Genomic DNA, 19,770 nt, shown 5'->3' with positions numbered 1-19,770 from the left:
TAGCTTCGAATGCATACTTGTTTAAGCCAGTACGTTAGATTAACTACTTAGAAAGTGTTTTATTGATCGCCTCTTTTACTAAAGGCTCCATTATCTTATAGCCGGCTAAGTTGGGATGTACTCCATCACTGGCCCAACCCTTTTTTAGACTCTTATCCGCGTCAACCATAGCCGAATAATAGTCTACGAAAGATAATTTATTAGCCTGGGCATATTCTTTCAGTAACTTGTTTAGCTGAACGATGGGCTCAACCGGGTTTATACTTGGGTGCCATGGAAATGCCTTTGCCGGTAAAACTGTGCATAAAACTGCTTTTATGTTATGCGCACGTGCCAGCTCGGCCATAGACATAATATTGCCGGCAACATTTTCAATTTTTGACGTACCGGTATTTTCAGCTATATCGTTGATACCGGCTAATATCACGACCACTTTGGGCTTTAAATTGATAATATCTTCTCTAAAACGAACGAGCATCTGCGGAGTGGTTTGCCCACCGATACCACGATTTAAATATTTGTTAGTTTTAAAAAACTCCGGATCCTGGTTAATCCACCCTTCAGTGATTGAATTGCCCATAAAGATGACCCTGTTTTCGCCGGGTGCAGGCATAGGTGTTTTTTCATTGTCGCCTTCGTAACGTTTAAGCCATGCCCAGTCATTGTGGATGCGGTCTTCAATCGACTTCGCAAAGTTTGCCCAATTCTCCTGGTTTTTTTTCGCCTCGGTTTTATCTTTACTTACAGGTTCTAAAAATCCTAAGCCTGCCAACCAATTAACTGTTTCTTGAGCATAAACACTATCAGGTGCGGCTTGCTGGTGTAAATATAGATCGGCTTTTCCGCCATCTTTTTGCCATTGGTGGTAAAAATTCAGTGCGGATTTATCATCATTTTTTACATCCAGCATCAGTGCCATTGATGCAGAAGGTTTTAATTTATAAGGGCCTGCAACATTGATCATGCTCCAAAAAGCCACGTTAGCTGTGCTGGCAAAGGCATCTGCCATACCACCATAATTAACTACCCCTATTTTAGCCGGATTTAAATGTAAGCGCAATGCCTCTGCTTTGAGCAGTTCAATCGTACGAGTAAGTTCCTGTGCGTTAAATAATTTCTGCTTGTCAGCAGTGCAAAAAACGGCTATACCTTTTTTACTAAATGTTTCAGTTAATTTGTTAACAGATGATTCGTTACCTGATTGTACTGCATTTAAAATTACAGCAGTACCCGATGGCTGCACTAATGGGTCAACCGGGTACACGTTAATTTGGCCATCAGCCGGACGGTCTTTATAAAGTGAAATCGTTTCTTGTTGTGCCCAAACAGAAAAACTGGAACACAGTACAATCACAGAAAGCAGGCATTTCTTTTGAAACATTGACGAAAGCGTTTATTAAATTGGTTATACGATGTACAAATATCAAAATAAAATTCGAATTAGTAAACCGGTTTAGCATTTTTAAAACAAATTTATCAGTCATTCAGAAATCGAAGCTTTATAAAGCGCGGGCGGTATAGGTTGGGATAACTCTTTAGATCTTTAATAAATTCGGCCGAGTTGATGTTGTAGCTAATCAGCAATTCGCCTGGTTTTGATAATGCAGGATGAGCTTTCGCATTATATACCAAATAACTTGGCTTTAATAAATCGGGGTTACAATCCCATATATGAATTACATCACTAAATGGACCAGTTAACGATTTACCAATACGCATACCTATATAAGGTGTCATGCCGCCTACTTGAAATATAAGCGCATATCTGCCATCGGGTAGTCTGCTAACGCTCATCTCATTGGATACCGAATGGGTAATTTCTTTACCCTCCCTGATATCTGCCACCCAGTTATTACCGTCCCAGAATCTCCATTGACTAAAATTGTCAAAGGCATTTGCCTCCACCCTTGCAACCAAAAGCTTTTTGGCCATACCCTGCACACCATAAACATAGATGTAACCATCGGGATCAACAGCTCCCGAACTCTTCGTATTTACATAAATTGCAGCTCCAAACGATCCTACTTCAATGTTTTTACCACTTAAATAAAATGGAGTGTCCTCTTGCCGCTGTTTAGTAAATCTCGGAACATGATTCTTATTGAGTTTTATTAAAACATTGCCAACTTCTCTAAACCCAAAGGCATCTTCGCTAACGTTATGCACCCGGTAGCCAAACAGATACAAAGCACCTTTCTGATCCAAATTAACAAATCCATCACCTAACCAAAAGTAATCGGCAGGCTCGGTTTGTGGAGTATGCGGCACAAATAGAGACAGTGGCTGATGTTTTGTATCTTTCTTCCAGTAAAAATTCAGATTAGATTTAACAGGATGGTTTCCGGTTAGTACAGCGGCCGAATTATGCACCATAGTGAAGCCTGGTTGAAGTTCCCCTTTCTTTATCTCGCCAACCATAGTATCACTAAAAATAAATAACGTTTTATCTGTTTTACTGACCTGGCGGTGTTCTTTACCATTGAGCGGAATACTGTAAATACCATCGGCGCCAAACCAACCTGATTGTCTATTTAGCAATTGGGTCCACTCCGATGCTTCCTGAACATAAAATTTCAAGCCTTCAAAACGTATCGTGTCAGTAGTTGCTCTACCTTGAGCTTTGGCTACGAGGGTATTTAACAGGATCAGTAAACAGACTAACTTTCGCATTATCTTTTTATTAATGAATGCATCGTGTTACAAATATCAAAACAATATTATATAACCCGAACATAACATTCAAACTTCATAAATTCCTTTCGCTGTTATTAAATTATGGTTTGTGTCATCCTTGATTTGATAACTTTCAAGTAATTATATCTCTTTATGCTGGAACTTACACTTTGTGTAGTTTCTACTCTTTTAAATTTCTCTATATCATCACTTAACTTTAGGCATACTGAAAGTATTGAATTAACATGAGGCTAATAAATCTGGCTGCCTAAACTACTTTTAAATCGACCTAATTGCGCAATTAAATATTTACGATGTTATTTGCCATCGCGCAAACACAAGAAACAGTATTTTAAATTAAATTTCATAAATCGATTTAGCTTTCTTAATATAGCTGTCTGATTTGATGAACCATGACTACCTATTTATTAGTCTGGTTTTTAACCAATAAATTACCGGAAAGGCCTATGCATTTTAGATTTTTACTTGCATCTTTTGCAGCTGTTTCAATATATTGTTTACAAGCTGCGGCACAGTCACCTGTTGTTGCCCTTGATAGCAATAACCCCGATCTTGTTTGGCAAGTAACCCCCGAGGATAATATTAAAGACCAAACTGCCATTGGCAAATCCGGTTACCCGACATCTAATTGGATAAAAGCCATTGTACCCGGCACAGTATTTAATAGTTACGTAATTGCAAAACAAGAAAAAGACCCCAACTTTGGCGATAATATTTATAAAGTTAACCGAACCAAGTACGATCGAAATTTTTGGTACCGCACCGAATTTGGTATCCCCAACAGCTATACCAAAGAGAAAATATGGCTTAATTTTAAAGGTGTTAACCGCAAAGCCGATGTCTATCTAAATAACACTAAGCTTGGTACGCTAAACGGCTTTATGCAACAGGGCCATTTTGACATCACTACTATTGCCAACAAAACTTCAAAAAACGTTCTCACTGTTTTGGTTTATTGGCCTAAACCACCACTAGTCAACTATCAAAGTCCGACGTATATATCCAGCGACGGATGGGATTGGATGCCCAGCGTTCCTGGTCTTAACATGGGCATTACAGATAAAGTTTACCTGAGTAATACAGGTAAACTCACTATAAGCGATACCTGGGTACGCTCAAACTTACATACCAATGCACTTGCCGAACTATCTGTAAACGTTAAAATTAAAAACAACAGCAATCAGCGTCAACAAAGTCTACTTTCGGGCAGGATTATGCCGGGCAATATTCATTTTTCCCAAAATGTTTTGATTGCTCCAGGCCAGGAATTGGATGTTAAACTTGATAAAGAAAAGTTTAAGCAACTGGTTGTACAAAAACCTAAGCTATGGTGGCCAAATGGTAATGGTGCCCCCAACTTGTACACTTGCGAGTTGAGCTTGGTTGCCAATCAACACCTTTCAGATTCAAAAAAAGTAAAATTTGGGATAAAAAAATACACTTATGATACCGTAGGCCATGTATTGCACTTTTATGTAAACGGCACCAAAATATTTGTGAAAGGCGGCAATTGGGGTATGTCGGAGTATATGTTGCGCTGTCGTGGCCAGGAGTATGATACCAAAGTAAGGCTGCATAAGGCAATGAACTTCAATATGATCAGAAATTGGATTGGATCGACTACTGACGATGAGTTTTACGAAGCCTGTGATAAATATGGAATCATGGTTTGGGACGACTTCTGGCTAAACTCTAATAACAACCTCCCTAACGATGTAGACAACTTTAATATAAACGCTATTGAAAAGATTAAACGCTTTAGAAACCACCCGTCGATAGCTATATGGTGTGGAGACAATGAGGGTTACCCGAACGGACCACTAAATGGATGGTTAGCCGATGCTGTAAAAAAATATGACGGTGATGAACGCCGTTATCAACCTAACTCGCACGCAGGAGGCTTGTCGGGTAGCGGCCCCTGGGGCAATGCCGACCCTCGCTGGTATTTCACTAAATCGCCGGATGGTTACGGTGGTAATAAAGGCTGGGGCATGCGCAGCGAAGTTGGTACCGCAGTTTTTACCAATTTTGACAGCTTTAAAAAATTTATGCCGCAAGATAAGTGGTGGCCACGCAACGAGATGTGGAACTTGCACTTTTTTGGCCCTGCCGGAGGTAACGCCAGTCCCGACAGATATGAAGTAGCCGTAAACCAGCGTTACGGCCAGGCAACCGGAATACAGGACTTTTGCCGTAAAGCACAACTGCTTAACATTGAAACAAACCAAGCCATGTATGAAGGTTGGGCAGATAACATCTGGAACGACGCCTCGGGTATTTTAACATGGATGAGCCAATCGGCTTATCCATCGCTGGTGTGGCAAACTTATGATTATTACTATGATTTAAACGGCGCTTATTGGGGCGCAAAGAAAGCTTGCGAACCTATACACATCTTATGGAATCCACTGAATAGCAATGTTAAAGTTGTTAACACATCAGGACATAATTTGACATCATTAACCGCCGAAGCTACCGTTTATAACAGCGATGGCCAACCGGCAAAAAACCATTCTGCTTCGGTATTAATAAATGCCGCTAATAATGTAAGCACTAATTGCTTTACGCTAAACTTTGCAGAAGTTGAACAAAATCTGGCTAAAGGTAAGCCGGTATATGCATCATCAACCGATGAGGGTAAGCCTGAGATGGTGGCAGATAACAACCCTACAACCCGGTGGGGCAGTCAAAACAGTGATCCTCAATGGATATATATTGATTTACAACAAGAGCAACTAATTGATGCCGTTGGTGTAAATTGGGAAACCGCCTGCGCAAAAGCTTATAAAATTCAGGTATCTAACAACGCCAAAGACTGGAAAGATGTTTATAGCACAACCGACGGCCGACCCGGAGAAAGACGCATCAATTTTGAAGAAGTAAAAGCCCGCTATGTACGCATGCTGGGTATACAACGAAATACGGTTTGGGGATACTCGCTATGGGACTTTGAAGTTTACCATGGCAAACCCAAAAACAACGGTTTAACTAACGTACATTTTATTAAACTACAGCTTAAAGACAGATCAGGCAAAGTAATATCAAGCAATTTTTACTGGCGCGGCAATAAACGTACTGATTTTACCGAACTCAATACTTTGCCAAAAGTAAACTTAAATGTGTCTACCAAAACTGTACATACTAACGGAAAGTATTACATAACGGCCACCATTACCAATCCCTACTCTTCAAAAACTATTGCCTTTGCTATCAGGGCTATTGCTGTAAAGAAAAGCAATGGAGAACAAATACTGCCGGCGTTAACGGACGACAATTATTTTTCGCTTTTAAAAGGCGAGAGCAAGCAGGTGCACATTTCGTTTGATGCCCAGGCTTTAGGTGACGATGTACCCGTACTTTCTGTATTACCTTACAACAATCTTATTCGCGAATAATAGTAAAGTCATCGCAAATCATACAATTAAAAATCCACTCTGCTGAACTCATGCTACTTACTTCGCTAAAACTAAGCAGCATGAGTTCAGAGAGTTAATCACAACTAATAAGTTCCTGAAATATATTAGCTATGTACAAAAAAATTATCTGTTTATTACTGCTTGCCTTACCGTTAGTTGAGGTAAAGGCGCAAAATTGGCAATTTAAGCAAGCGCCACTGATGTCGAGATTTGCTAAAGATGTGGACACCAGCAATGTTTTGCCAGAGTATCCGCGCCCGCAGTTGAGGCGTACAAAGTGGAAAAGCTTAAATGGCCTATGGCAGTATAAGCCAGGTACCTGGCAAAATGAACCTTACCCTAAATATAATTTAGCAAAACGTATTTTGGTGCCATTTCCGGTGGAGTCTGCGCTTTCGGGAGTTATGGAACATCATGACCGGCTTTGGTATCGCCGTAAGTTTAATATCCCGTCAGACTGGAAAGATCAGCAAGTCCTGCTTCATTTTGGCGCGGTAGATTATGAGTGCGAAGTTTTTATTAACGATAAGCTGGCCGGCAAACACCAGGGCGGATATGATCCGTTTACAATAGACATAACGAACTTATTAACTCCGGGAGAGCAGGTGATTACTATAAAGGTTTGGGACCCGACTGACGGCGGTGGTTATCCACGCGGTAAGCAAACCTTAAATCCACAAGGCATCATGTATACCTCAACTACGGGTATTTGGCAAACAATATGGCTTGAGCCGGTGCCAAAGCAATATATAGTAAACGTAAAAATGACTCCGGACATAGACCACTCGTTACTAAATCTTTCAGTTAACACCAATACAAACAATCAGCTCTATTATACGGCTCAAATAAAGGACGGGAATAAAACGATTGCCACCTACTCGGGTGATGCCGCTGCGCCCGCGTCAATTAATATCAATCAACCTAAACTGTGGGCGCCTGAGCATCCTTTTTTATATGATATGACCGTTACACTTAAAAATGCCGAAGGGAAAACAGTTGATATTATCGAAACGTACTTTGGGATGCGCAAAAGCTCAATAGGTTTTGATGGTAAATATTATCGAATGTATTTGAATAATAAACCACAATTCCAGTTTGGTCCATTAGATCAGGGATTTTGGCCCGAAGGTATTTACACTGCCCCTACTGATGCCGCTTTACGTTCAGATTTAGAAATGATTAAAAATCTTGGCTTCAACATGGTTCGCAAGCATATTAAAGTAGAGCCACAGCGCTGGTATTACTGGGCCGATAGGCTGGGCCTACTGGTATGGCAAGACATGCCTTCCATAAATTCGTATACGTTTAATACACCCGCGCCAGCTGCTGAAAATTTTTCGAACGAGTTAGTGCGCCTGATTGAAACTCACTATAACTCACCGAGCATCATTACCTGGGTGATATTTAATGAAAACCAAGGTCAGCATGACACTAAAAAATATGTGGCCATGGTTAGAGGGCTCGACAAATCGCGTATCGTAAATGAAGGTAGTGGGTCGACGAATGAAGGAGTTGGAGATTTATACGATATACACCCCTATCCGCCGCCGGTAGTTCCAGACAGTAAATCACAGGCTAATGTTTGCGGAGAATTTGGGGGCATTGGGTATCAGCCATTCAGTAAAGTGTGGAACAGTCGCGATTTAACACAATACGTAACGATGAAGACCGAAAAAGATTACCTTGACTTATACGACAAGTTTGCCACTATGATTGCTAATTTTAGAAATAACAAAGGGCTGAGCGCAGCCGTTTATACTGAAATTACGGATGTAGAAATTGAATTGAATGGCATCATGACCTATGACAGGGTGCTTAAAGCTAACCTTGACAAGATACACCAGTCAAATATTAAAGCCTTAAACCAGCAAGCTAACGAGTACACCTATGTGATGTTACCCACGGCCGAAAATGCTCCAAGACAATGGCAGTATACCACCACTAACCCTGGCAAAGATTGGATGCTTAAAAACTTTAATGCCGGCAATTGGAGTGTAGCTAATGGCGGGTTCGGAACGGAAGGCACGCCTGGTGCACGCATAGGTACCACCTGGAACACCTCTGACATCTGGATGCGGCAAGCATTCACGTTAAAACATATATCATCATCCTATATCAACAAGTTAAAACTTAGAGTACATCATGATGAAGACTGCCAAATATACATTAACGGTGTTTTAGCAGCTAATATTGAAGGGTGGACAGCTGATTATGAAAATATTCATATTAACGACGCTGCCAAAGCAGCATTGAATAAAAATGGCAACAACGTAATTGCTATACATTGCACTAACAAAAATAGCGGGCAGTTTATAGACGCCGGACTTGTTTTGGTAAGCGAAAAGAAGCTTAACCTTAATGCCGATTACCAATAACAATTTCATAGCTAAAAAAAGACCAGCAGAAAATCCTGCTGGTCTTTTTTTAGCTCGTAAACAATCATAAACCCAGTAACAAAGGTATTGTGCTGGGTCTATAATTGTTTGATTGTTATGAAGTCTGTTGTTTATTTTTCGAAGCAATATTAGAGCCAGCCTGCTAATTACCAGTGTAAATGGTGGTTACTTTTTGAATCTGAATATAGCGTTGATGTAATTTTATTGATTATCATTCAATATCAATCAACCTTTTTAATTTCAATTTTATGATTTACAGGTTTATTACTACTGTAAATTTCATTGGTTAGGCGTTCCATTTTATCCTGCCATTCTTTTTGAGTTTTTGGATTACTTCCACGCTCATACAAATCGTTGTTAATCCAGCCATTGGTTTTCTTTAAATCGCGCATCTTAGCCCAAGACGCCTGATCATGATCTTTTTTTATACCGTTAGCACGCGCAAAATTATATACCTGTACGGCATAATCGCGTGTTTCGCGCTCAGTAGATCCGCGCTCTTCATTTAAACGCAAAATTTTCATTGCCTGCTGGTACTGAGGTGTTGACGTGATTTTTGCCATATTGATGCCTTTAGAAAAATCGGTAGCCGAAAAACGGCCAACAGCGTTACCATCAATCACTAATTCGTAGTTTTTGCCTTTAAGATTTTTTATTCTAAGCACTTCCTGGTTAATATCATCCATCAACGGAACATATTGCAACGCAGCAGATGCAGGTTGTTTATCGCCGTTGTGCTTCTCTTCGTCTATAGGGAAAGGAAGAGCATTTGCCAGATAATCAAAGCTCAACAAACCTTTGCTGTTGCCCACATGATTTATCGTACAATTTTTAGATGCTAAAACTTTGAGGTTCGATGCATCAACCGTAAAATTGGCCACTTCTAATCCTTTTAAACCTTGGTTGCGGAGGTATAAGTATGCCCAAATTAAATGACCGTAAGATTCCGGATGTATCCGATCATTACTACCACTGAGCGTAAAATCAGGATTCTCTTTTTGATTATCTTTGTTTAGCCTGTCTATCGGATGATAGATGTCTATAAAAGGCCAGTGATTGATTTTCGCAGCTTCAATTTGCAATTGAACAATTCGCTCAAAAGTAGCCGGCTTTGGGCCAAATTTATTTTCCTTAACTGCCTTGGTATTTAAATCGTAAGGTGAACCAGCCATCAATATTTTTTTAATTTCCGGCCGTTTGTTAAGCTTAGCTACAACTAATTTAAAAGCGCTATCACACTGATACACCAACTTATTAGCCACTTTGGCGGAGTCATTCATCAAGTATTGAAAATACCCCGAATCGTTCATTCCAAAAGTTAAGTTGATGATATTAGGATTTTTAGTCAGGATGTCTTCTTCAAAACGATTATTGATGTTAGCAATAATATCGCCGCCAATACCGGCATTTAATATGGTAAGGCGCGCATTAGGGAACCTGGTCATATAATACAACCAGATATATTGATGGTAGCGGCCGCCGTGAGTTATGCTGTTACCTGCAAACAATACTCTGTCTCCGGCTTTAAAGACATCATTTGTATATACCGGTTTATCGTGCACAGTTTTCACCGTCCAGTTTTGCACTTCGCCTGTAGGCAGTGTAACTTTAAATACTGTAGGTTTGCTCATGTTAACCGGCTGCCCTACTGCAGGGGCAATTGTGGCCCCTGCAGATAATTTGATATAAGGTACAACGCGTGTTACATCAGCACCAGGTTTAAGATTTACCGTTAACGTATAATTAGCAGCACTGCCGGTTACTTTCGTCTCGCCGTACTGTAGTGTGCCCGGCATCGAAAATTCCATGATGCCCGGCGTGGCTGTCCAAACGGGTGATACATTTAAGTAAGATGCCCCGTTAGTTTGTGCAGTGCTCACATCCGGATTGCCTAAAGCTAAAGCCGAAGCAGCAAATACCATACGTACAAAGCGACAAACTGCTTTTTGATTTTCGTACCAGTTAGGCAGGTAGTTATTTTTGGAGTAAACTTCCATAATTATTTAAAGTGGTTTAAAATCGGTTTATAGAGAAATTGCTAAATTATTTTTAATGAGCAGGAGCTCAATTTTCAATTATTAAAAGCCTTCAAGTCAAGATGATAACCTTTACCCAGCAATTTCGGATCAACCTCAACTTGTAAAGTCTTAGCCTCCCCTTGCATCAATGAGAAATAACCGTCAGTAAATAAGGCAGGCAATATTTGTTCGCCGTTTTTATTTTTAAGTTGTGCACGTATACCTATTGCTGCCGTTTGTTTCGATGTGTTTTTTATAGCGTAGGTCAGCACTTTATCTACACCATTAGCAGCCATTGTTATCTGCGGGCTACTTACTTCAAGTCTGTTTGCTACAGAAGGTAAATGATTAAGCGATTGATAATTTAAATAAGTATTGCCTACCCAGTACAAGTTTTCGGACATCAACTTACCATTAGCATCCGATAACTTAAGCTTTAGAAAATGTACGGCAGAGAGTGGTGCAGAGCTGACTGTCTTATCAAATGCCTCAAAAACTTCCTGAGCAGTGGCCGGTGTTACATTTAACTTTTTTACCTGTGTATAGCCTTTGACCAGTGTACCGTCAGTGTTATAAACTTCCATTTGTGCTGTCATATTATTGAGCTGATACGGCATGGTGTTAATTACTTTTACTGAATTATTAGCAGCGTTCCATTGAATGTGTATTGGCTCGCAGGCTGCTTTTGCAGCGAAATAGGAGCCGGTAAGGTCAAAGTAATAATCGTAGGTTTGCCAAATCATGGTTGGGTAAGCGGGTTGGCTCATCCATATAATAAGACCAGTAGCATCTTTAAATAAATGGTCGTTCCAGGCCTCATACATGGCTTTCATGGTTTCCACATTCATTAACTGTGCCTTTTTGCAAAAATCCTCCAGCGAGGCTGCTTTGCCATACCTGGTGTTAATGTCAGTAATGTATTGCACCGGATTGGCGCCACCTCCTAAATCGCCATTACTGCAAAAAAAATGTCTGGCCCACATGTTGGTGGTACTGCTCATATCTTCCGCAGTCGGAGCAACCCAATACGCCTTGGGCATAAACTTTTTAAAGCTTTCAATATTTACAAAAGTGGCCGTTCCCAGTTCGCTTCGCAAACCGTATGTATTGTTTGAAAACAAATACATATCATGCGGATCAGTGAAGTAAGTCTTAGGGTCAAGGTTGTTCCAAACGCCACTGCCTGATAAATTGTGACTCCCCCCACGCAATGAGAACGGCGGAACAGTTACTCCTGCGTTAGATCGCGGAAAGTAGAGTCTGCTGTTGGCATCTTCATTTTTTAAGGCAGCTACAATGCTTTGACTGATCGGTCCATTTACCGGCCCGCCTGGTATGCCCTCATTAGCGCCGCACCATACAGTAATACAAGGATGATTTCTCAGCCGTTTTACTTTTTGTACTACATTACGTTTAAAAATATCTAAGCTGTCAACAGAGTCAAAATTGTGCAGCCAAAAATCATCCCAAACCATCAGCCCATACTGATCACAGTAATCATAAAACTCATCATCAGTAACCTCTCCTGTCCAGTTTCGAATGATGTTATAATTCATTGCTTTGTGTAAGCGTATTCGTGTTTCATAATCTTTACCTCGGGTTTTAAGCATATAATCAGACATTCCCCAATTACCGCCCTTAAGAAACACAGGTACATCATTTACGTATACCTTCCACGGACCATTCAATTCTGTAGAGTCGGCCGTTACCTTTCTGATGCCAAATTTTTTAGTGACTGCTGCAGATACAGATGCCGCAGTTTCGAAACTTACGGTACAACTATATAATGGCTGTTTGCCGTAACCATTAGGCCACCAAAGTTTAGGCTGTTTTACACTCAATTGCCCAAATTGAGTTTTATCAAACCTAACGTTACGCGCCGCCTTTGCAGGCAGCGTTAAAACAGGTCCTTTAATAGTAATATTACCCGGATTAATAAGCACTTTAACAAAGCCCTTTATTGGTGCTGAAGCAGCGTTAAACAAATCTGCACTAACCGCAATGTTTGCCAGGTGATGATTAGGTAATTCTGTTTGTATCCAGGGATCATCAACTCTTACAGGGCCGGTAGTGGTAAGAGTTACATCACCGGTTATACCGCTGTTAATCCCCGGCACTGCCGGCATCCAATCCCAACCGGCACTGGCCAGATAGGTAGGGCTTTCGTGGTTAACCAGGGTATGATGATTTTCTTTATCATAAATAGGTGGCGTTACTAAAACGGCAATAGCGTTTGACCCTGAGTTGTTCAAGTAGCTTGTTACGTCATAACGTTCCCGGTCCATCAACCCAGCCATTCGACCTAAACGATGCCCGTTAATGTAAATTTCGGCTATCTTGTTGACGCCATTAAAATTAATCCACAATCGCTGGCTCTTACTCAACTTCCTTTTCGGAAACTCAGCTCTGTACCAAAAAGGCCGGTAGTATTTAGATTTATCAACTTTATAAATGTTATCACCGTAATCAGGATCTTTTTCTTTCCCTGCTAAAACGTGAGCATAAAATGTGGTTCCGGGTACAATAGCCTTAACCCATTTTTGAGTTTTAAAATTTGGTGAACTGACAGCAGCTGGACCATCCGGAACTGATGATTGAGGAATTAGCTTCCATGTATTCAAATGCTCAATATTTTGAGAATAAACCATGTTTAAGCATAATAATGCGACAAAAAAAAGCGAGACCCCGAAATACCGACACATAATTGGTTGCTGATTGCTTAACAAAGCTAAACTATTGCAAGCAAAAAAGCTAAATCGATTTATTTATTTTTCATTTTTTATAAATGTCCGTGCGTTTAAACTTTGGTTCTTATTTTCTTTAAGCCAGATGCTCAAAAACATCCAAGCAAATAAAACCACAGGCATGGCTCTCTTATAAAAAGATTGTCGTAAATAATAGAATAAAGCGTAGATGATAGTTGCTTTAAACTGCTATTTCAGCTAATTAATTTGATGCCTATAAGATATAAATGCCGGCTGCGTTACAAAATCATAGGCTAAAGTGTAATGCAGATAACAGGTAAGATTAAAACATTAACGCACTGAATAGAACTCGCTTTTCATCACCGTCTGCGTAAGTTGAATTAATGATTAAACCAACCATCACCAATATTCATCAGGAAACTGATCATGTAACCTCGTTTATTAGGCGGCAATATACTCTCGCGATGTGAGCCATCATAAGAATAACGATAACCATAAATATTGTTAGTGCCCAGAACGTTGGTTACCGAGAAGCTTAATGTGGAAAATTTGTTTTTAAAGTGAGGAAGGTAATTAAACCCGAGGCTCAGGTTTTGATTATTACCTGTACGGTCGCCTAAAAATACCGGATTATTGGGGTTGAAGTATGGCCTGCCCGAGCTAAATGTATAAGTAGCCGTAAGTTGTCCCCTATACTTAAAAACAAACTTTTTACCCACCAGATTGGCGGTATGAGCCGGTGCAAACACCGGACGTGTTTCTGTCTTGAAATCAATGTAGTTTCTTTTTGTATCGATATAAGAGTAAGCGATATAAAATTCTGCCGCTTTGATGGTATGTGAATCTCTCCAGAAAAAATCTATGCCTCTTGCATATCCATATCCGCTGTTATTAAATTCATTAATAGTAACCGGTGGGCCATAGGCCTGAAAGCCCGAGAATAATGGCGTTACTATTTTAACTAAGTTTTTATAGTCTTTGTAATACAGTTGCACCCTCAGGTTTCTACCACCAATTTTTAACTGGTAGTCAAGATCATAATTGATAGCCTTTTCGAACAGTAAAGCAGAAGTTTGGGATAAAAAGCTATCATCAGGTTTTTGAAGAAAGGTTCCCCAGTTTAAAATGAATGAGTTTTTGGCGTTTGGATACCAAGCTAAAGATGTGCGTGGCGCAAAGTTATCTTTTTTCAGGTAAGAAGAGTACTCGAAGCGAGCGCCCGCTTTAAAAGTAAGCTTTCTGCCGATAGGTAATTCAATATCCGAAAAGCCTGCAGACAGCACATCATTATATCCGCGACGATACGTGCCGTATCCCTCAGCCCTCGAATTTTGAAATTGCTCAACTCCAAACATCAGCACTGATGTATGGTTGATGTAATGCGAAAATGTGATTTTTTCCTGCCAGGCTTTGTCAATCTGATTATATGGAGTTTGGTTGATCTCTCCATTTTCTGCTGTGTAATTGTAGGAAACGCCGGTGTATACCTTCCATGCAGAACCCAGATAATCCTGATAATTGGTGTTGATATAAATATTATTGTTGGTGTTGGTGAGCAAGTCATTAGTAAGGGTGTTAGGATTAATTATGTTAAATGACAAACGCGTACTGCTGTAATCTGCGTAAGCTTTTAACATACCTGTTTTTGAAGTTTGCGTTTTGTATTGTAATGAGGTTTGTACCTGGCTTGGATCTTTAACCCAGGGAATAAGATGCCCAAAAGCGTTATTATTAAAGGTAAAATTGTAATAATTGGCACCAACAGTTAAGGAGCTATTTTTAAAACGCTGCGTATGGGCAGCCCCACCGCCCAATGATGTAATGGAAAATTCGTTAGACGTTTTGTTAGCTAACCCCTTAGTTTCTAAAGATAAGGCAGATGATAGCGCCTGTCCGTACTGTACTGAGTAACCTGCCGTGCTAAAAGCTGTTTCTTTAAACAGAAAAGCCGAAAAGCGGCTACGGCTCGCCACATCAGGCAACCGGCTGCCAAAAGGATTTTTAACCAGCAAACCGTCAAAAAAGGCTTGTGTTTCTCTTGCGGTACCTCCGTGTACAAATAAGCCGGTTTCGTTACCGGCTGGAGACGCGCCTGGCATTGTACGGAGTGCGGCAACTACATCAGCTACAGCACCTGGTGTGGTTACTGCATCTAAATCATTTAATGCGTATTCCCGCTTTACATCATCAATCCGGTTTCGGCGAAAAGTAACCGTTACGGCCGCAATGTCGTGCCCATATTCGCTAAGTTGCCTGTTTAAAATTATACTATCTCCTTTAATAAAAACCAACACACTATCGGCTTTATACCCAACAGAAGAAAATACAACCCAATGCTTGCCCACGAGCCGGGTTTTAAAACTAAAATCACCTAAACTATCAGTGGACGCACCGTCGTTTGACGATTTGATTTTTACTGTAGCTCCATTAATTGAAGCAACTTTGGATGAGCGAACATGCCCTTTTATAATAAATTGCTTATCAGCAGTTTGCGAAAACAATAAATGAGGTAAACACAAAAGCAGCAGTAAATAAATTAACACCAATTTGTTCAAAAATGTATAATTGCGTTTGATATCAGATAAGTATTTAAATCTAATGGTATAGGTCTTGGTCATTGTGTGTAATGCTGTTAGCAGCAAAACTACAATCAACCTTTCAGGGTAAAATTAACATAAGATAATAAAGCTAAATCGATTAATTTATAAAAGAGTATTTCTAAGATGAAAACTTGAATTTCCCAATACATACAAAGCCAGTAAAATGATCTGCATTACACTAAAACATTGTGGACAATAATATTTTAGCGAATTTCTTGGATAAAAACGTGTATTAACCGCTTATCTGTTGTTTATTACTACTTAAGGCAGAATAGCATCAATCTTATTCTTAAGTCTAAAAACCCTTATACATAACTTACAAAGTAAATTTAACTTTAACGATTTAGCAATTTCTATTACTTTAGCTAAGTTTAATGATGTATTTACCGTGTAACTCAAATTATAAACATTTAAAGCCCTGACTACCTATATTTAACCACCTATTTTTAATTACATGCCCTTTAAGCTTATTATCTACTTTCTACTGGCCAGTACCTTATTTACAAACCTGTGTAAAGCGCAATCTCATGCCCAGGTTAGTTATTCGGGTAACCCTATTCTGCCCGGTGATTTTGCCGATCCGTGTGTCTTGTTTTATCAGGATACGGTATATATCTACGCAACCGCAGCCAATGTAGGCTCGGTATGGCGGTCGGCAGATATGGTAAATTGGAAGCTAACTTTATTAAACTGGCCAACAGCTATGCACCTGCCTGATGTTTGGGCACCCGCTGTGAGGCAAGGTACCAACGGACAATTTTATTTGTATACCACAGTTAATCATCAAATATATGCTGGTGTGTCCAATCACCCTTTAGGCCCTTTTCATAATATTTTAGGCGACGGTGCTTTTATAAAAGATCGCCAGTACTGGGATAAAATACACAGTATTGATGCCGATTGCTTTATTGATGACGATGGGCAGGCTTATTTATATTGGGGCAGCGGCTGGGACTTTAAAGATGCGGTTTGCGCTGTGGGCGTCCTTAACAAAGACATGGCCTCGTTTAAAGACGCTCCGCAGGCCGTTACCCCCAAAGGCTACTTTGAGGGCCCACACATGTTAAAGCGCAACCATAAATATTATCTCATGTACTCTGACGGGGTGTACTTTAACGATAGCTATAAGGTACGATATGCCATTGGCAACACACCTACCGGGCCGTTTGAGCAGGCGGTTAACAGTCCCATCTTAACATCTGATGCCGTAAAGCACGTTAGCGGGCCTGGGCACCATTTTACGTTTTGCAAAAATGGTCAGTACTACATTGTTTACCAAAAACATACCTACCCATACCGCAACGGGCAGCGGCAGGTTTGCATTGATAAACTCGATTTTGATGCTCAAGGGTTAATTAAACAAGTTAATCCTACATCTACCGGGGTACCACTCACTTTCTTAAAGCATAAAAATACACGCAAGGTTATCAAGCCGGTTAGTGTGCAGGCATCGGGTATGGAAAACATGGATTACGTGCCTGATAACGCCACCGACCACAACTTTGGCACCCGGTGGCTGGCACCTGCCGGACAGGCAGCTTTCTTACAGGCCGATTTAGGCCAGGCAACGACGATCAAAGGCGTTGAGCCCATTTTCGACGACATCATGGGTGCTTATGATTACCGCATCGAATACTCAAAAGACCAAAAAAACTGGATGCCATTTGCCACAGGCCAGAATGCCCGGATGACCGAGTGGCCCGTTGAACACAAAAAGATGGTAAAAGCACGATACATCCGTATTTCAATAGCTCAAAACAACGGCAGGCAAGCTGGCCTCTGGGAGTTTAATATTTACCAGTAACGGCTGAAAAATGCTTATTTAATCTTACTTCTGAGTTTTTATAAATCATAGTAACATCTCATTAAACGAACGCTAATGAATGAGCTTTAAACATACGTTGTAGCTTGACAATATGAGTCTTGTCTTTCTCGAAAAAAATAGTTTATTTATATACTCTCCTTTTAGTTTCTGCCTTAATACCTATATACCGCAGAGAACATCTCAATTTAGCTAATAGCACATAGTATGCTGAAAACTTGATTAAAATTGCTTTTAGTGGAATATAGCCAAAACAACCACTTAAAATGCACAGTTGCTGAAGTCAATAAATCAGCCGAGCAAGTATAGCTTAAAGAAACAGTCACAGTTGCTAAAAAAAAAGCCGGCACACTACGTGCCGGCCTCTTTTACTACAGAATGATTAATTAAGTAAACTGTATTGCTATTATAGGCCTATTAATGAGTATGGAACCCTTACTCCTTTAACCTGGTAATAATTAGGGTCAACGTTGTTGTTTTGGCAAGCATCCTGACCGCACTGCGAATAATTTAAACAATAAGTAACTAAAAGTTCATTGCGCCCGTTGTTAAACTCAGGATGAATAGCCGGAGTATAAAATTTAGCAATGTGCCCGGCAAACATATCAGGAATGCTAAATACTGCTTTTGCTGAACTGAAAGTATTTTGACTGCCGGCAATAAACGGATTTGCTGATACCGCCATGTAGATGTTGTGACTACCGTCGCAGCTAATAAAGCCGTTATCCAAACTCATCAGCACGTATTTACCATTAACATATGATACATAAACGGAACCGTTATTGGCATAACCGCTACCTATTTTTTGCATACTACTTACCGGAATATTGGCTACAAAGCTGGTACCGTTCCAATAGGTCCAATTAGTTACACTAGAGTTATTAGCTGGAAAACGCGCAGCATACACATCGGTACTAAAACAAAAACTTCCACAATTGGCATTATAGCCGCCAAAAACGTAAACATAGCCGTCGCCGGGCTTAACCATACCCAACACCCATGAAATCCAAGGATTGCCGGTAGCCAAATTTTGGTTAGTCATGCCAGGTACCGATAATTTTTGAGCGGTTCCCCAATTAGTACCGCTATTTTCTGTTAAATCATATAAATATTGATTTAATATATTACCACCATAGACACCTTCAGTACTTTGTACATAAACATGCGAGCCAATTTCGATACCAGCTGACGGCCAGCTCCAGGCGTTGCTGGCTGGCGGAGCAAATACCTCCAATGCTTTGGTAGAATTATTGGTGATCATATTTGGCGTTGCCGCACTGTTAAAATTCGACTTGCTTGGCTGTATCAGGGCCGAGTTACTTACCGAGAATATTGATCCGCAATTGAACATATTGCTGCTGTTTAACTGATCAGATTTAAAAGCATCTTGAGTAAACCACAGCACCCTACCATCGGTTAGTGGTATACTGGTGCCTTCGTCAAACGCTACAGTGGTATTAGCTACTTTACCGCGATGAAAAAAGTTTACCACGGCGTCATCTCGATAGGCTCCAGCACTTACCAGTGTAATTACCCAGTATTGGGTGGTGTTAGAAGCGAATGTTTCCTGGGTAATAGGAGCACCATTATTTGTTGCACCTCCGGAATTAGTAGCAGCCAGATTATTGGCTTTATTAATAATCTTATAGGCGCCGAAACCAACCTGAGTTAGTTGCCAAAGTTCAAAATCTGAGCCATCATCAACATTTTGCCACAATTGTGGTCCCGGAAATGATGAGCCCAATAATTTGCCGCTTCTAAGATTCATGATTTTATAATAGCCATTGCCCTGATCAATCAGTTGCCATACCTGATTGTTAAAATTGGGATTCACATCTCCTGTAGTTCCGCCGGCAAGGTAGTCCCACTGTCCCACGCCGCCGCCGTTGTTTAATGAGCCCCCGCTCACTTCCATACACTTACCGCTCGACACATTAGTAATTTGGTAAGCGCCATAACTGTTTACAACAACGTTAGTTGCTTTAGGGGTAATCTTGTCTGGAACTTGCTCCTGAGCGGTGTTGCCGATAGGATTTTTGCGGCAGCTACTGCAAAGCAGTAGCCCGGCGGCTGCTATAAGCAGCGCTGAATGCTTTCTCATAAATAATTAAGTTTGATT

9 protein-coding genes are annotated in these 19,770 nt (G+C 40.4%); 3 read left to right on the top strand and 6 right to left on the bottom strand.

Annotated elements, in window-relative coordinates:
- Positions 1–43 precede the first annotated feature (43 nt).
- Positions 44–1,381, bottom strand: coding sequence for an SGNH/GDSL hydrolase family protein (locus tag AAGR14_RS07920; RefSeq protein WP_342648044.1), 1,338 nt, complete (start codon positions 1,379–1,381; stop codon positions 44–46).
- A gap of 95 nt (positions 1,382–1,476) precedes the next feature.
- On the bottom strand, positions 1,477–2,670 hold the full coding sequence (locus AAGR14_RS07915; RefSeq protein ID WP_342648043.1) for a DUF4185 domain-containing protein: 1,194 nt from the start codon (positions 2,668–2,670) through the stop codon (positions 1,477–1,479).
- Positions 2,671–3,140: 470 nt separating this feature from the next.
- Between AAGR14_RS07915 and AAGR14_RS07910 the strand changes: the two genes are divergently transcribed.
- Positions 3,141–6,089 carry a discoidin domain-containing protein gene (locus AAGR14_RS07910; RefSeq protein ID WP_342648042.1) on the top strand — a complete coding sequence of 983 codons (2,949 nt, stop codon included), beginning with the start codon at positions 3,141–3,143 and terminating at the stop codon, positions 6,087–6,089.
- 131 nt (positions 6,090–6,220) lie between these two features.
- Positions 6,221–8,485, top strand: a complete 2,265-nt coding sequence (locus AAGR14_RS07905) for a sugar-binding domain-containing protein (protein WP_342648041.1) — start codon at positions 6,221–6,223, stop codon at positions 8,483–8,485.
- Positions 8,486–8,727: 242 nt separating this feature from the next.
- Here the strand turns inward: AAGR14_RS07905 and AAGR14_RS07900 are convergent, their stop codons facing one another.
- From AAGR14_RS07900 to AAGR14_RS07890, 3 genes are all read right to left on the bottom strand, one after another.
- Entirely contained in the window at positions 8,728–10,503 is a 1,776-nt protein-coding gene (locus tag AAGR14_RS07900; RefSeq protein WP_342648040.1) for an SGNH/GDSL hydrolase family protein, read from the bottom strand.
- 74 nt (positions 10,504–10,577) lie between these two features.
- Complete coding sequence (locus tag AAGR14_RS07895; RefSeq protein WP_342648039.1) at positions 10,578–13,172, bottom strand: sugar-binding domain-containing protein; 2,595 nt, start codon at positions 13,170–13,172, stop codon at positions 10,578–10,580.
- A 437-nt stretch (positions 13,173–13,609) separates the two neighbouring features.
- Positions 13,610–15,847: a TonB-dependent receptor gene (locus AAGR14_RS07890; RefSeq protein WP_342648038.1), complete on the bottom strand. Its 2,238-nt coding sequence runs from the start codon at positions 15,845–15,847 to the stop codon at positions 13,610–13,612.
- 436 nt (positions 15,848–16,283) lie between these two features.
- On the opposite strand from AAGR14_RS07890, the gene AAGR14_RS07885 reads away from it, so the two are divergent.
- Complete coding sequence (locus AAGR14_RS07885) at positions 16,284–17,633, top strand: family 43 glycosylhydrolase (protein WP_342648037.1); 1,350 nt, start codon at positions 16,284–16,286, stop codon at positions 17,631–17,633.
- Between the two features lie 424 nt (positions 17,634–18,057).
- On the opposite strand, the gene AAGR14_RS07880 is transcribed toward AAGR14_RS07885, so the two are convergent.
- Entirely contained in the window at positions 18,058–19,752 is a 1,695-nt protein-coding gene (locus AAGR14_RS07880; RefSeq protein WP_342648036.1) for an RICIN domain-containing protein, read from the bottom strand.
- Positions 19,753–19,770 lie beyond the last annotated feature (18 nt).

It is taken from the genome of Mucilaginibacter sp. CSA2-8R (assembly GCF_038806765.1).
Lineage (GTDB): Bacteria > Bacteroidota > Bacteroidia > Sphingobacteriales > Sphingobacteriaceae > Mucilaginibacter.
Note: the sequence above shows the minus strand (reverse complement) of the source record. Positions and strands in the feature narration are given on the sequence as shown.